The organism is Shewanella sp. SR1 (genome assembly GCF_020447145.1).
Classification (GTDB): Bacteria; Pseudomonadota; Gammaproteobacteria; order Enterobacterales; family Shewanellaceae; genus Shewanella; species Shewanella baltica.
Genome location: NZ_JAJAEF010000021.1, coordinates 40677 through 56124 on the forward strand (window position 1 = coordinate 40677; position 15448 = coordinate 56124).

The following is a 15448-nucleotide window of genomic DNA, read 5'->3' on the forward strand; positions in this document are numbered from 1 at the left end:
TGAACGTCAAAGGTTTGAGCGATAAAGGCTTGAATACAGGAGGCTTAAGCGAGTCTTTGGTATAAGGCCTGATACTCTGCACTGTCTTCAATTAAGCTCTGGTGAGTGCCAGACGCAATAATCTTACCCTGACCGAGTAGATGAATGTGATCCATCTTCGCCATAGCAGTTAAACGATGGCTAATCATCAGCAAGGTTTTATCCTGAGCAAACTCAAACAGTAAACTTAAAATTTCTCGCTCGGTACGCTTATCAAGCCCTTCGGTTGGTTCATCGAGCAATAGCAGCGGCGCATCACGCAGCAGTGCTCTTGCTACACCAATACGGCGCTGCTCGCCACCCGAAAGCTGACGTCCACCTTCACCAATCCACATATCCAGCGGCTTATCACCCGTGAGTAAAGCGCCAAGTCCAACCCGCTGTAACACATCAATCAAGCGCTTATCGTGGGCCGTGCGTTTCTCGCCTTCGATAACTGGTAAGGCTATTACTAAATTTTCCCGTAAAGTGCCCGCAAACAAATAGATGCGTTGGCTAATCACAGTCATCGCATCCCTAAGCCCGCGCTCGCTGTACTCTGCAAGTGGGAGACCGTCGAGCTTTATGTGCCCTTGCTGCGCTTGCCACTCGCGGGTAATCAGCGCCAGTAAACTCGACTTACCGCAACCCGTTGGCCCAAGTAGCGCGACTTTTTGCCCCGCTTTTATTTCAAGGGACAAACCTTGCAGCACGTGTTGATCGTCTCGATAACCAAAGTGGATATCTTCAATCTGCAATGCGCCATATTTTGCCTTAAGGCCAGTATCGGTAACAAATTGAATATCGGCCTCTTGTTCGGTGATTTCGTTAATCCGTGTCGCCGCCAATACACAGCCAGACAAATGCTGAAACGCGCCCGCAATCGGCATCATCATCTCAACGCAGGCCATAGTGGCAAACACCATAAGCGCAAACATGGGGCCCGGCGGCACCGCATCACCCACACCTTGAGCGGCTAAATAAAGCATCATGATCAAGGCTGAGCCAGTGGAGAGGATCAACATGGCTTGGCTGAGCGCTGTGATATTGGCCATCGCACTTTGGCTTTTAAATAGATTTGCCTCTGCCTCGTTTAGTTTTTGTCTGAATCTGTCGTTGGCGCCAAATAGGCTGAGTTCGGCTTGGCCTTGCAGCATATCTAACAACTGCACCCGATAATGACGCTTGGTTTCGAGCATAGTCCGGCTCGGCATGTGCCCAAGGCGATAAAATAGCAGTGGCATCACCAGCCAAACGGCGACTAAAAATAGGCAAAGACTCAGGGCAAGTTTGGCATCGAACCAAGCAAGAAACAGATACAAGAGCCCAGTCATCAGCAGTGATGCCGCCATAGGCGTGAGCAGTCGCAGATATAGATGATCTAGGGTATCGATATCGGCCACTAAGCGATTGAGCATGTCGCCACGGCGTAGCCCCTGCAGATTTTTAGCACTTAGCGGCAAGAGTTTTCGCCACGCCCAAACGCGAAGCTCAGTCAGCAACTTAAAGGTCGCCTCATGGGTCGCTAAACGCTCGCCATAACGACTGGCGGTACGGGCAATTGATAAGAAACGCACGCCGCCCGCAGGAGTAAAAAAGTTAAATGACTGGGCCGTAACTATCGTCAAACCCGCGACCGCAGTAGCAGAAAGAAACCAGCCCGACAGTGACAGTAAACCTATGCCAGCCATTAAGGTAATAATGGTCAGCAGCAAGCCCACGGACATCATCAGCCATTGGCGTGAGAATAATCGAATAAAAGGGATTAGCACTTTCATTGGGCCTCTCCTTTAGTGGGCTCAGCGGCACTGTCGAGTAGAGCGTCACTATCAATCTGCGTCTCACTTGCGCTTGCCGATAACGGTACAAGTTCAATATCCGCCACGGACTCAACATTTTCACGCAGTAAGGTTTGGAATAAGCCGTGCGTGTTAGACAAAGTGGTAAAGTCGCCCCACTGCACTATCAAGCCTTTATCGAGCACAAGAATAGTATCCATTTGATCTAACTGATCTAATCTGTGGGTCACCATAATGCACATCTTACCCGCCATGGCGCGATTCAGCGCAGAACTCACCGCCTGCTCACTCTGGCTATCTAAACTGGCTGTAGGTTCATCAAGGACAAACAAACTCGCCTGCTGCCCAAGCGCCCTTGCTAAGGCAATACGCTGGGCTTGGCCGACGGATAAACCGGAAGATTGCTCACCGACCGGCGCATCTAATCCCAGTGGCTGCGCCTTAACGAAGTCGCTAATATTGGCCTCTGCCAGCAAGTGCCACAGCCTATCGTCAGGCAAAGTTGGGTCGGCTAAAGCTACGTTATCCCGCACAGTACCGTGGAATAACTGCGGTTCTTGGCCCAGCCAAGCTAAATGCTGTCGCCAATGGGCTAAATCTAATGCGGATAACTCATGGCCATTGATCAGCAAATGTCCCTTGTAAGGTAAAAATCCCAATAAGGCATTGAGTAAACTGGTTTTCCCCGCGCCGCTTGGGCCAACTAAGGCTAAACGTTGATTGTCTTTTAATTCAAAACTCAGCGGGCCGAGTAAACGCGTGCCATCAACACTAAACACTTCAAGATTGTCGGCACTCAGGGTTTCTATGCTATTGATGCGCACGTGGCCGACAAACTCAGGTTCGGGATGTTCGAGCAAGGTAATCAAGGCTTCCGCCGCACCGACGGCCTGCGCCTTAGCGTGGTAATGAGTGCCCATATCCCGCAGCGGTTGATAAAACTCAGGGGCTAAAATCAGAATAAACAGCCCAGTAAACAGGCTAAATGGAATACCGACTATTTGAGGATCTGTACTCGAGTTGATATTGGCATGGGCGCCATAGTAGCCAAAATCTAAGTGACCTAAGTAACTGAAACCAAAATAAACCGCCAGCACAGCAATCGAAACCGCCGCAAAAAACTCTAATACCGCCGAGCTTAAAAAAGCCATCCGCAGTACCGACATAGTGCGACTACGGAACTCTTCCGAAGCAGTGGCGATTACCTTTAGCTCAGCATCACCACGGTGGAAGAGTTTCAACGTGCTTAAGCCTTTTAATCTATCCATAAAGTGACCGCTTAATCTTGCAAGCGCACTGAAATTCTTGCGATTGGCATCGGCAGCGCCCATGCCAACTAAGATCATAAACATAGGGATTAACGGCGCTGTGAGTAACAGAATTAATCCTGCCGCCCAGTTAATAGGGAAAACCGCCGCTAAAATGAGGATGGGAATAAAACCAGCAAGGCTGATTTGCGGAAGATATCTGGCATAAAAGTCTTGTAAATCTTCGACTTGCTCTAACACTATGCTGGCCCAACTGCCTGCGGGTTTACCTTTAATAAACGCCGGACCTAGCTTAGTCAACTTATCCATCACTGCCGCGCGAATATGACCACGAAGGCGCTTACCCGCCTCAAAACTGGCGCGTTCACGGCCATAAGCCAGCAAGGCGCGCAGTAACATCAAGGCGATTAACGCAATCAAATGAGGAGTATAAGTATCAATACTCACGCTGGAACTGACCATTTGGGCATTGGCAGTTAGCGGTATGACTTGCTGCCCCATGATCACGCCATCCAGAATCGTCGCGATAATATAAGCCTGCGCCACCATAGCGACGGCGCTTATCATCCCAAGCCATAACGACAATTTAAGGAACAAGCCACAGGCTTTTTTTTGGGCTTTAAGCCAAACAAGAAGGGATTTTTCTAACGACTTATCCATGGTGCTCCAACAAGAAAACAATTAAGCGACTCGTAGCGGGGATCGGCTATCGATAACACTCAGTTTAAGGGGGCTTGCAACGGTTAAAAAGTTCCGATAGGGACGCAGTATCGCAGGCATCTAAAGCAGATGAAACCCTATTACAGACTTTTGCTAGCAGACTCACAAAAACGAGCTAAAGATAAACAAATCCCTGAGTTAACGGAACTTTCCCTAGCACTAGCCTGTTTGGGGAAACTTAAAGTATTTAACTCTGATCAGTGAATCGCAGTAGTCAGTATTTAAAAAATGCGAGCTAACCATAAGCTAGCTCGTTGTTTATATTGAAGACTTACTGCACTGCGCCGTATTTCACTAACACATGCCAGAGTAACTTAAGTTCGTGGGCGACTTGAGCACGGTTACCGCGTTCGCGCCAATGCTGGGGTGAATGATATAAATCCCGCGCGGCCACACCTATGGCATAGGCATCGACTCTGTCTTCTATGGCGATACGATTAGCGAGCGATGGCATAGTCGGCCCGCGAAAATCGCTGGGGATCTGCGCCGTATGTAAGCTAAAACCATCATGATATTGCAGCTCGATATCATATCTGTCGCAAATCTTGCTTAAGCTGGCGCCAATATCAGTGCCTTTAAAGCTTGGATCGGCCACCAGCATGGCGATATCTTCATCGAGGGAAACATCACCGTGGATCTGCGCCTCGATATAATGATCGAGATTATTCGATAACGGCCGCTCGAAACGTGACAGCAAGGAAGCATTGAGCTGATGCCCCAAATAATGAATCACATTCAGTGGCTTAAAGTCGGATTTGCCTAAGGCATAGTGACGCTCAAAACTCTCGGTCAGCAGCGCCGCTAACACATCATCGAAGTATGATAGCGTGCCCTTCTCTTTCGGATTGCGGTACGAGTCGAGATAACAAAAGGTTGAACGTGCCATCACACTGGCGTGGGTCAGCAAATAACAGCTACCAAAACGCGGCGCGGGGCCGTCCTGCCACATGCCCAGATCGAGTGCGCCATATTTAGGCCGAGATTTAGTGCCCTTGTATACATCACCAAATAGCTGATTTTCCCAGTGATCCCTTGGGCCGCCTAATTCAGGGGATAACTGACCGTTGGAAATATGGGTCTCAAACTGACTGCGGTATTGACCATCGCGCAGCAAACCTTCGGCCACTGTCATACCACGGCTGTCGATTCTGTCGGGGTGAAAATGCAGCGCAATTCGGCCGCAGTTGAGCAATTGTTTGAGGGCGAGTTGCATCTCATGCATGGGGATGTTCGACATCTGCTGCACATTTTTAATCACAGCGACGGCCTGTTCACTGCGACCTCGAGCAAGACGTTCAATATGCTGTATCGCTGTCATAATCCACCTATAAATGAGAGGCGTTTAACCGTTTCCCGCGTTGGCTCATCCTAAAATAAACACGAGAGTAATCGCAAGCATGCAGAGAATAGATATTGAAGAATTCTACTCCCATCGTCTTGAGTTTATACCACTCAAATTAATCTAGCGTGATCTAACGCTAACTCACTCTAATTTTTAGATAAAAAAGTCGACGAGTTAACTTTAAACCGGCCTGTTTCGCTGATTGAATCAGCCTGATAGCCATACTGTACATTTGGTGAGTCCATTAGGCTCAACCGCACCCCAAAATAACAGTAAAAGTGCACCCCCAAAGCCTCTACCAATACAAAACGGCACTTCGTAGGACGCAGATTCGCCCTCAATAAGCTCAAATTCGGCTGAGGAAACTTGCGCCTAAAAGATAAGCGAGACCGAGTGAAAGCCGCTGACAAGCGATTTATGTGCCAATATGAATGAAACCCGCTGTAAAAGTCTTTATTCGATGGCACTTAGGGCCCCGATCCTGTAAGCTGCACGCCCGCCAGCAGACCTGGCTATTGACCATAAATGCAGCAAAGCGTTGCCACAAGAGACCAATCTATGAGTTTTACCTCCCTGGGCTTATCGGCCCCGATACTTAAAGCCGTTGCCGAACAAGGCTACGACACACCTTCGCCAATCCAAGCTCAAGCAATTCCAGCTGTGCTTCAAGGCAAAGATGTGATGGCGGCCGCCCAAACAGGAACAGGTAAAACAGCAGGTTTCACCCTACCTATGCTCGAACTCCTGAGTAAAGGTAACCGTGCCCAAGCAGGCCAAGTGCGCGCATTAGTGTTAACTCCGACACGCGAATTGGCGGCTCAGGTTGCAGAAAGTGTTGAAACCTATGGTAAGAATTTACCAATGCGCTCAGCGGTAATATTTGGTGGCGTGCCTATCAATCCACAAATCGCGAAATTGCGCCACGGTGTCGACGTATTAGTCGCCACACCAGGTCGATTGATGGATTTGTACAATCAAAAAGCGGTGAAATTCAGCCAGCTTGAAATCTTAGTATTAGATGAAGCCGATCGCATGCTCGACATGGGCTTTATCCGCGATATCCGTAAGATCCTGGCCATTTTACCTAAGCAACGCCAAAACCTGATGTTCTCAGCCACCTTCTCCGATGAAATTCGTGAACTGGCAAAAGGCTTAGTGAATAATCCGGTCGAAATTTCGGTTACGCCACGTAACGCGGCGGCGACCACAGTAAAACAATGGGTTTGCCCAGTCGATAAGAGCCAAAAATCGGCACTGTTGATCCAACTCATCAAGCAAAACGATTGGCAACAAGTGCTGGTATTCTCGCGCACTAAACATGGCGCTAACCGTCTGGCGAAAAGCCTTGAAGATGCGGGCATTAAAGCCGCCGCTATCCACGGTAACAAGAGCCAAACCGCCCGTACTAAAGCTTTGGCCGACTTTAAAAATGGTCAAGCTCGCGTACTGGTTGCAACCGATATCGCTGCCCGTGGTTTGGACATTGACCAATTGCCACAAGTGGTTAACTTCGACTTACCGAACGTGCCAGAAGATTATGTGCATCGTATCGGCCGTACTGGCCGCGCTGGCGCATCGGGTCAAGCTGTGTCACTGGTGAGTAACGAAGAAATCAAACTGCTGAACGATATCGAGCGTTTGATCAATCGCGTATTAGACCGAGAAATGGTTGAAGGCTTTAACCATGTATTGCCTGAGTCACGTTTAGGTGGCGGCGGAAAAAGCAGCGGTAAATCAGTGCCAAGCCGTAGAAATACCCGCAGCTCAAACCAACCTAGCTCACGCGATGGTGCCCCAAGAAGCGCCGAGCATAAAGACGGTCAACGCAGCGGTGACGTCGCGCGCGGCCACAAGCCAAACGACAAGAATCCAAGACACAGCGGTGAAGCCAGTAGCGCACCTCGTGCTGATTCAGCCAAACCACGTCCACCACGTTCAAACGATGGCCGTGCCAATAGCGCAGGCGCTAGTCGTCCAACTGAAAGCCGTTCAGGTTCTGGCGAAAATCGTGGCCAAGCGGGTGAGAACCCTTACGCCAATGGCCCAAAGAAAAACACCCGTCGCCCAAATAACGGCGCGAGTCGTCCAAGAAATTCACAGGATTAATGCACACGCTGAGCGAACTCGCTAGGCGATTTAGCCGCATTAAGCCCTAAAAAGAAACGCCCAACTCCGCATGGAATTGGGCGTTTTTGTTTGTCTTTGTTTATATATTCAACAAGCTGCACAATACGTTTAGCGCGTTACCCACACTTTGACCAATAACTCGCTTGAACAATCGCCACTTTAAACAACTGCCTTAAAAAAACTTTAAACAGCAACCTAAGTTAATTCGCCTTAATATCTGGCAACTGCTGCAGGACTTCATCCGTAAAATAGGGTTCATCTTCAACCCAAAAAATGTAGTCGAGCCCTAGGTAGTTTTGTGCAAAATCCAGCAGATCAGGCACAGTATTCTTTTTACCTGTCTTGGGATTAATCTGCCGCAAATTACCGTCTTGCACCGCCATGCCTTTCACCAATGCCGCTGGATATTCTTTAATAAAGGCGTAACTCTGTCCCATATGGCCTTTACGATATGGCATTAAATCTGGGCCACCTACACCCATATTGAGCGCTTTGGCTTGCGCAAATAAGCCTCGCATATAGCCTTTGTCATTCCATGGCAGCCATTCGTCTGGTAAAAAGTTCAAATACACCATAGCGATTGAATGCTGAAATGACTCAGCTAATACCTGCATGTTTTCGCCAATCGCATCGATATAGTCTTTAGGATTAAAATCACTGGGGAACGTCGTTGTTCCGTCAGCGTTTTCAGTCCCCACTTCAATTGAGCTTTCACTAAAGTTGATACCAGTGATTTTCCCATCAAACTCTTGGCCTAGCTGGCGCACCAATTGCTGATAACGCGCACGTACTGCAGGCTCCCACATTTTGGCAGACCAACCATATTCGTCATCCGTCACAGGTTTATTGGGATCACGCTCTGGCGCGCTCAGCATGCTTTGCTTCAACACACCGCCTTGATAAATCGGAGCATCGAGCAAATACTGAGGCACGTTAAACCTCGGCGTAAAGGATTTCTCTTGAAGCTGGATCCACAATTTTTTGCCTATCGAATCGAGATACGCAATATCGGCCCTAATCGCGCTGAAATCATATTCGCCCTGCTTAGGCTCTAAACTGCGCCAAGTATAAACAATCTGCGCACCGCCAAAACGGGGATCGCGCAGCGCCTTGTCGGCACGAATGTTTTCTCCGTTTTCCTCACGATGATTAATATAAATGAAGTGCTGTAACGGTTGCGACGCTGGTTGTGACTCTAATTGCCGCTCTGGTTGTGACGCTGGCTGCAACTCTGGCTGAATTGATGCAGCGCTCGCTGCGCTCAAAAAGATGCTTAGTAAAATCGTCCATCGAAACATAAATACTCCAAACCGATACGGGCCTTATCACCTGACAAAGTCGTTAATCTGCTCATTTATTTTTACCCTGAATCACTTCTATCACAGGCAAGCTGAGGGGCATATCAATTAAGCAGACAAATACAAAGTGTTACTTAACTTCCTGCCAGAATTAACATTTACAAAACAAACAGACTCAGTCACTGCATTAATCACCCAATAAAAAAGGGAATAAACTCAGGTTTATTCCCTTTAAAAATAGAGCGAATTAAATCGAGGTACGATTCAACTCAAGCTAGGCCAAACTTACTTCATTGGCCAAGCGCGGTAAGATTTACCTTTAATGCGGCCGCCAGTTAACTTGCTCAGCGCTTTCTTGGCAACCTTACGATTAACGGCCACATAGGCGCGGTAATCGGTCACTTGGATTTTACCCACCTGTGATCCTTCGATACCGTTTTCGCCCGTCAGCGCGCCTAGGATATCCCCTGGACGCAGTTTTTCTTTCTTACCGCCATCGATCTGCAAAGTGATCATGGTTGGCGCTGCAGGCGTGTTGCCGAGCAGGCTTTCTGATGGCAGTGATTCGCTGGTAATTTCGCGCTCTAAATACTCTTCTAACAAGGCAATCTTGTAACCGTCTTGGTCGTTATAGAAGGTATAAGCGGCGCCTTTACTGCCCGCACGGCCAGTACGACCGATACGGTGAATGTGCACTTCGGTGTCGTAGGCGACGTGATAGTTAAACACGGCATCCAGTGCATCGATATCTAAACCACGGGCGGCAACGTCGGTCGCCACTAAGACACAGGCACTCTTATTAGCAAATTGCAGCAGGGTTTCGTCCCTGTCTCTTTGCTCTAAATCACCGTGCAAAGCCAATACGCTAAAACCTAAACCTTCAAGCTCATCGGCCACTTTTTGGGTTTCGCGTTTCGTGTTACAAAACACCACCGCGCTTTCAGGCTTATGTTCTAACAACAATAATTGCAGCGCTTGCATACGCGCCTTGTCATCGTCTAAATGATAAAAATGTTGGGCGATGCTCAAGCTGTCGTGATTACCTTCAACTTTAACCATGCTTGGGTCATACATGATTTGCTTAGCAATCGATTGAATTTGCTCCGGGAACGTCGCGCTGAATAGCAACGTCTGACGCTCACGTGGGGCTTGTTCGATAATCGCATCGAGGGCGGGTTGGAACCCCATTTCTAACATGCGATCGGCTTCATCGAGCACTAACATGTTGAGATTGCTTAAATCTAAGCGATTGCGATCTAAGTGATCGACGATACGACCCGGCGTACCCACAATAATGTGCGCGCCGTGTTCCAGCGAGCCGACTTGTGGCCCCATAGGCACACCGCCGCAAAGTGTCAGTACTTTAACGTTATGAATACCACGGGCAAGGGTACGGATTTCCTGCGCCACTTGGTCGGCCAACTCGCGGGTTGGGCATAACACTAAGGTTTGAATACGAAAGCGTTTAACGTCTAACTTGTTCAGTAATCCTAAGCCGAAGGCGGCCGTTTTACCCGAGCCAGTTTTACCCTGACCTATCACATCCTGCCCCGCTAAAATGGGTGGCAAACTTTGCGCCTGAATTGGCGTCATCTCGTTGTAGCCCATAGAAGAAAGGTTCTCAAGCAGTTCGGGTTTTAGCTTAAGAGTCGAAAAAGCCATTGATGGATTAGGCTTAGTATCAGAGTTGCTCAAGGTGAATATCCTGTGGTGGGTAACGAAGCGGCTGCTAGGTTACTGAAATTGCGTTACTTATCGATTAAACTGTTCTATCAAGATTCAGGTTAGCTTTGGACTAGCTTGAGTTTAGATTTAAGCTCTAGGCTCGCTCAACCCAAAAGCACGGCTATTGTAGCAACAAAGCGCGGCTTTTGCCTCAAGTCCTTAAGCAATAGACATAGCAGGCGTGAACAACTACAAAAAAGCCCTGTAGCAATACAGGGCTTAGATTTAGGCTTGGGTTTAGAATTAGCTCAGCGCGGCAGATTTAACAAATTACGCGATGTGGCCGAAACGCCCTTCTTGATAATCGCGAATCGCCTGCTGAATTTCCGCTTGGGTGTTCATCACAAAGGGACCCATCTGGACGATTTTTTCACGGATAGGTTTACCCGCAAACAGTAACATCCCAGCGCCACGCTCATCGGCTTTAAGCTTAAGCACACTTTGGCTATCAAGCACTAAAAACTCGCCCTGATGATATGACCACTGTGAATCTTCACCCTTGCTTAAGTCACCTTGGTACAAGTACAAGGCGACAAACTCATGTTGAGACAAATCAAGCGTGGCCTCAGTGTTTGGCGCTAGGCTCAAATCAGCAATGGCAGCCTCACCCGCTAATCCTTGGATAGCCGCACTAATCAGTGGTTGTTCTTTAAAGCCCCAATCACCCGCTAAGGCTTTTAAGCTAGCGCCAGTGTTATTGGTCGCTTCAACGCTAGCGCTACCCGCAGTATCTTGATACTTCGCTGGACGCAGCTTGTCTTTGGCGGGCATGTTGACCCAAATTTGGAATCCATGCAGACCATCGACAGCATCGGCAAGTGGCATTTCAGAATGCACTACCCCGAACCCGGTACTCATCCACTGCACATCGCCGGCACGAATCGCCTTCACATTGCCCATTTGGTCACGGTGCTCAAAACCGCCCTTACGAATATAAGTGAAGGTCTCCATCCCGCGATGGGGATGTGCGGGGAAGCCGCCAATAAAATCTTGTTCATCATCGGATTTTATTTCGTCGATCATCAAGAAAGGATCAAATTTAGTCGTCACAAAATCGGCGACACGGCGAATATTGACCCCATCGCCATCCATCGCGGCTTTGGCGGAAAACTGACTTAATACTTTCATTGCTGCTCTCCTATCGGTTGAGCAAAGCGGTGCGTGAAACGCCAAAATCATACGGCTAACACAAGACGCAAACGCTTTGCTGATGGAGGCAGAATAACAATGAAGTTTACAAAAGAATAACGCGAAATCACGGCCTAAACATTCGAAAAAATAGAACGGTAGATTGCTGATATCCACTCACACAGGTTTGCCATAGCATTGACTCGTCGACTCACGACAGTCCGTCCATGGGGCGGACGGTCGTCTCTCTAATCACCATGACTCACCTTTTTGGCTTTAGCGTAACCTGTAGATTTAAAAGCCTTACGCAGCACGCTTTTGGTCATCTCCGAGTTAGATTTTTAGCTCGAGTTAGTGAGTTTCGAATTAAAATTTCTATGGGTAACGATTTGCCTATGGAGATTTTAGGAGCGCTTTTCCAGCGAGTAAAATTCCCACCATGATGCGCTTGTTATGTGCTTACAAACTTTCATAGTAACTAATTAATGATTCCAGTACCGAAACGTCTTTTATGGATGCCTGATAGTTGGCTTTATGCAGGCCGCCAGAAAATACTCTGCCAAGTGCCGTTGATACATCCTTCCCGGAAATACGTTCAACGTTCTCCACTCCAGCCAAAACTGGAGGTTCGCGATCAATCCGGATAAACAGGCCAGTTTTGGTATTAGGGTCAAAGGCAAATTCCGTTTTTTTAGCTGATTTTATTTTGTAACTCCAAAACTTATCAGTGTTATCTTTTTTGAACAGTGAAACTCTATCTTCGATAGTAGATAGAAAAACAACGGCCTCTTTTCCAGTAATACTCATGCTTTATAAATTACTCCGATTTCAAATTGGCACATAACGTCTTAGTATTTATGCGCTGCGCTGTTTGCAGGGCATAAATCGCTTGTTGGACTAAATCTCAAATATGGCCGCTGCCACATCCGTGTAAATGGGTATAAATGATGCTATAGGAATTTACTTTTTTTGCGGTAGCTGTTTGTTATACAGCTTTGACTCTAATCACTTGATATCATTTTAGCTTTCTCATTTTTCGCGCTTATTTTTTGCTGATGAATTGCTATCTAACGACTCAAAACTCCAAGGAATACACCTCCCCTCGGAGTTGCCGCAGGGCGAATAGACAAATTGCGTGAGTTCGGCATGGATGCCGAGCTAGCTTTCGCAGGTGCAGGGACGCATCCTTCGGAAGCGATAGCAAATTTGTCAATGAGCCCAAGGGGCTTTCAACTCCGTTGGGGGCGTCTTGGAGCATCCAAGGAGGATAGGACGAGCAGTCCTCCTTGGTCGGGTGTGGGGTGAAGCCCCACGACTTTGATTTTGATTAAAGCATTCAAAATACGAAACACACTTTGGAGCAATAGCTTTTTAGCTGAACGAACAACCAAAGGGTTAGTGTAGATTGGTATTGTTGCACCAGTGACCTTCTAAAACAGGAATGCTCTAGTTGAGTCCTCAGGGATGCTTCTTTTAAAAGAAATAGGCGGCGAGTCACTGGGAAACAATAACAATTCATGCTGCACAACTGACGAGACCGTTATCTTGAATGGTTAGCCAAGCTTCAGAATGTGACCTTAAAAGTGGTCACATTCAGATTCTCACTTGAATTGAAGCTTTAACCTAGTCAGGTTTAAATACGCCGATCACAGCGCCGGTGGCTTTTTCTGTGACCTTTTCATCGGTTTGCTGTTCACGGTAATCACACTCAGTACATTCAACGGTTTCGATGCCGTTTTCCTTGTAGAGTAAAATGCTGTCTTTAGCGCTGCATTTTGGGCACTTAGCACCGGCTACGAAACGCTTTTTGATTTTAGTGTTTGTCATAATAGATAAAGGACCAGATAGCAGGGCCAAGGGACTCGGCCGAAGAAATTGGCGCTATTTTGCCACACTGATGATTGAATACTAGTGTTACCTGAAAGTATGAGGCCTTAAGCCGATGTAATGCGATTCGCTGAAGATCGTCCTGAAAAGTCGAATAATTGTCCGAGTTATCGGGTCAGGCTGTGGTTTGAAACTGGGTTGTACGCTATTATCTGTGCCCTGACGAATTCACGTTCTAACCAAGTTGTAGTCAATGATCAGCATCAACCAAGCGCAATTAATCCGTGGCAGCAAAACCCTGCTAGATGAGACCTCTCTCACGATTTATCCCGGCCATAAGGTCGGTTTAGTCGGTGCCAACGGCACAGGCAAATCTTCACTGCTCGCATTAATTTTAGGTCACTTAAGCCTAGATAAAGGTGAATTTAGTCTGCCTTCTGGCTGGCAAATTGCCACTGTGGCCCAAGAAACCCCTGCGCTCGACGTCTCGGCACTGGAATATGTGATCGATGGCGATAGCGAATATCGTCAATTAGAAGCCCTATTACACAAGGCCCAAGAAGATAACGACGGCAATGCCATCGCACTCTTACACGGCAAAATCGACGCTATCGGTGGTTATGCGATTCATTCGCGCGCGGGTTCATTGTTAGCGGGTCTGGGCTTTAGTGAAGCCGATCAAAGTAATCCAGTGAAAAGCTTTTCGGGCGGCTGGCGTATGCGCCTCAACTTAGCCCAAGCGTTACTGTGCCGCTCTGACTTATTGCTCCTCGACGAACCCACCAACCACTTAGACTTAGATACCATGTACTGGCTCGAAGGTTGGATTAAGTCCTATCAAGGCACGCTGATTTTAATCAGCCATGATAGGGACTTTATCGATGAAATCGTTGATGAAATCGTCCACGTTGAAAATCAAAAACTCAATTTCTACAAAGGCAATTACAGTGCCTTTGAGCGCATTCGTGCCGAACGCATGTCACAGCAACAGGTTGCCTTCGAGCGTCAACAAAAAGAACGTGCACATATGCAGTCTTTCGTTGACCGTTTCCGTTATAAGGCGAGTAAAGCCAAACAAGCGCAGAGCCGCTTAAAGGCGCTAGAGCGCATGACTGAGTTGTTGCCGTCTCAAGCCGACAGCCCATTTTATATGGAGTTTCGTGCTCCAGAAGCCCTGCCCAATCCACTGATTAAGATGGAGCAAGTCGCGATCGGTTATAGCGATAAGCCAATCCTTAGCAAAGTGCATTTAAACTTAGTGCCGGGTGCACGCATTGGTTTACTCGGCCGTAACGGCGCAGGTAAATCGACATTAATCAAGCTGTTATCGGGTCAATTATCGCCAATGACGGGTTTGTATGAGCCTAACCCTGGCGTCAATATCGGTTACTTTGCCCAGCATCAAATCGAATTTTTACGCCTCGACGACACGCCGATGCAGCATTTAGTGCGGCTGGCGCCTAATGCCAGAGAACAAGAGTTGCGCAACTTCTTAGGCGGTTTTGGTTTTAACGGCGATATGGCGCTCTCACCTGTACGCCCCTTTTCCGGCGGCGAGAAAGCCCGTTTAGTGTTGGCGCTATTAGTTTGGCAACGCCCTAACCTATTGCTGCTCGATGAACCCACCAACCATTTAGACTTAGAGATGCGCCACGCTCTAACGATGGCACTGCAAACCTTTGAAGGTGCTATGGTTGTCGTCTCGCATGATAGGCATTTACTGCGTTTAACCTGTAGTGATTATTATCTGGTCGATCAAGGTGAAGTGCGCGCCTTCGACGGTGACTTAGACGATTATCACCAATGGTTGCTCGATGCGGCGAAAGCCAACTCGAATCAAAACAGCACCAGCGACGAGCTCAAACCTGCCGCCGATAAAAAGCAGCAAAAACGCCTCGAGGCCGAAATCCGCCAAAAGGTATCGCCGCTCAAGCGCAAACAAACTAAGTTAGAAACCGAACAGCAAAAGCTGAGCGAACGCCTCGCCGAGCTAGAACACTTGCTGGCCGATAGCGAATTGTATGATCAAGATAACAAAGCCAAGCTAACCTCGGTATTAACTGAGCGAACGAGCTTGACGCAAACCTTAGAAGACAGTGAAATGCAATGGCTCGAGTTGCAAGAAGAAATAGATGCAATGGAACTTGAGATCATGGAGCAACAATAACTCCAGCGTTCTTTTACATAAAAGTCAGT

The 15448-nt window shown here is 47.9% G+C and carries 10 protein-coding genes; 2 read left to right on the forward strand and 8 right to left on the reverse strand.

Annotation, left to right across the window (positions count from 1 at the left end; genetic code table 11):
* Positions 1–44: 44 nt before the first annotated feature.
* The 3 genes from cydC to KV201_RS17245 form a co-directional block, all read right to left on the reverse strand.
* Entirely contained in the window at positions 45–1796 is a 1752-nt protein-coding gene (gene cydC, locus KV201_RS17235; protein ID WP_226060025.1) for a cysteine/glutathione ABC transporter ATP-binding protein/permease CydC, read from the reverse strand.
* Positions 1793–3745 (reverse strand): cysteine/glutathione ABC transporter permease/ATP-binding protein CydD, encoded by a 1953-nt coding sequence (gene cydD, locus KV201_RS17240; protein ID WP_226060026.1) that lies wholly within the window; start codon positions 3743–3745, stop codon positions 1793–1795. The genes cydC and cydD overlap by 4 nt, the downstream gene beginning before the upstream one ends.
* 331 nt (positions 3746–4076) lie before the next feature.
* Entirely contained in the window at positions 4077–5123 is a 1047-nt protein-coding gene (locus KV201_RS17245) for a DUF3626 domain-containing protein (RefSeq protein ID WP_226060027.1), read from the reverse strand.
* A 582-nt stretch (positions 5124–5705) separates the two neighbouring features.
* Between KV201_RS17245 and KV201_RS17250 the strand changes: the two genes are divergently transcribed.
* Positions 5706–7253, forward strand: a complete 1548-nt coding sequence (locus KV201_RS17250) for a DEAD/DEAH box helicase (protein WP_226060028.1) — start codon at positions 5706–5708, stop codon at positions 7251–7253.
* 221 nt (positions 7254–7474) lie between these two features.
* On the opposite strand, the gene KV201_RS17255 is transcribed toward KV201_RS17250, so the two are convergent.
* From KV201_RS17255 to KV201_RS17275, 5 genes are all read right to left on the reverse strand, one after another.
* The gene (locus tag KV201_RS17255; RefSeq protein WP_226060029.1) at positions 7475–8572 is read right to left on the reverse strand and encodes a hypothetical protein; all 1098 of its coding nucleotides are present in this window, start codon (positions 8570–8572) and stop codon (positions 7475–7477) included.
* A 285-nt stretch (positions 8573–8857) separates the two neighbouring features.
* Positions 8858–10234, reverse strand: a complete 1377-nt coding sequence (gene dbpA, locus KV201_RS17260) for an ATP-dependent RNA helicase DbpA (RefSeq protein ID WP_226060048.1) — start codon at positions 10232–10234, stop codon at positions 8858–8860.
* A gap of 333 nt (positions 10235–10567) precedes the next feature.
* Positions 10568–11425 (reverse strand): pirin family protein, encoded by an 858-nt coding sequence (locus KV201_RS17265; protein WP_226060030.1) that lies wholly within the window; start codon positions 11423–11425, stop codon positions 10568–10570.
* A 459-nt stretch (positions 11426–11884) separates the two neighbouring features.
* On the reverse strand, positions 11885–12232 hold the full coding sequence (locus tag KV201_RS17270; protein WP_226060031.1) for a hypothetical protein: 348 nt from the start codon (positions 12230–12232) through the stop codon (positions 11885–11887).
* A gap of 816 nt (positions 12233–13048) precedes the next feature.
* Positions 13049–13252: a YheV family putative zinc ribbon protein gene (locus tag KV201_RS17275; RefSeq protein WP_012088350.1), complete on the reverse strand. Its 204-nt coding sequence runs from the start codon at positions 13250–13252 to the stop codon at positions 13049–13051.
* Positions 13253–13505: 253 nt separating this feature from the next.
* Here KV201_RS17275 and KV201_RS17280 point away from each other — a divergent pair, with 253 nt between their 5' ends.
* A complete protein-coding gene (locus KV201_RS17280) occupies positions 13506–15419 on the forward strand; it encodes an ABC transporter ATP-binding protein (protein WP_226060032.1) in 1914 nt (637 codons plus the stop codon).
* Positions 15420–15448: the final 29 nt, after the last annotated feature.

Bases quoted from the DNA above. Each gene is read 5' to 3' on its own strand.
- cydC (WP_226060025.1), bottom strand. From the start codon at position 1,796: ATGAAAGTGCTAATCCCTTTTATTCGATTATTCTCACGCCAATGGCTG.
- cydD (WP_226060026.1), bottom strand. From the start codon at position 3,745: ATGGATAAGTCGTTAGAAAAATCCCTTCTTGTTTGGCTTAAAGCCCAA.
- KV201_RS17245 (WP_226060027.1), bottom strand. From the start codon at position 5,123: ATGACAGCGATACAGCATATTGAACGTCTTGCTCGAGGTCGCAGTGAA.
- KV201_RS17250 (WP_226060028.1), top strand. From the start codon at position 5,706: ATGAGTTTTACCTCCCTGGGCTTATCGGCCCCGATACTTAAAGCCGTT.
- KV201_RS17255 (WP_226060029.1), bottom strand. From the start codon at position 8,572: ATGTTTCGATGGACGATTTTACTAAGCATCTTTTTGAGCGCAGCGAGC.
- dbpA (WP_226060048.1), bottom strand. From the start codon at position 10,234: ATGGCTTTTTCGACTCTTAAGCTAAAACCCGAACTGCTTGAGAACCTT.
- KV201_RS17265 (WP_226060030.1), bottom strand. From the start codon at position 11,425: ATGAAAGTATTAAGTCAGTTTTCCGCCAAAGCCGCGATGGATGGCGAT.
- KV201_RS17270 (WP_226060031.1), bottom strand. From the start codon at position 12,232: ATGAGTATTACTGGAAAAGAGGCCGTTGTTTTTCTATCTACTATCGAA.
- KV201_RS17275 (WP_012088350.1), bottom strand. From the start codon at position 13,252: ATGACAAACACTAAAATCAAAAAGCGTTTCGTAGCCGGTGCTAAGTGC.
- KV201_RS17280 (WP_226060032.1), top strand. From the start codon at position 13,506: ATGATCAGCATCAACCAAGCGCAATTAATCCGTGGCAGCAAAACCCTG.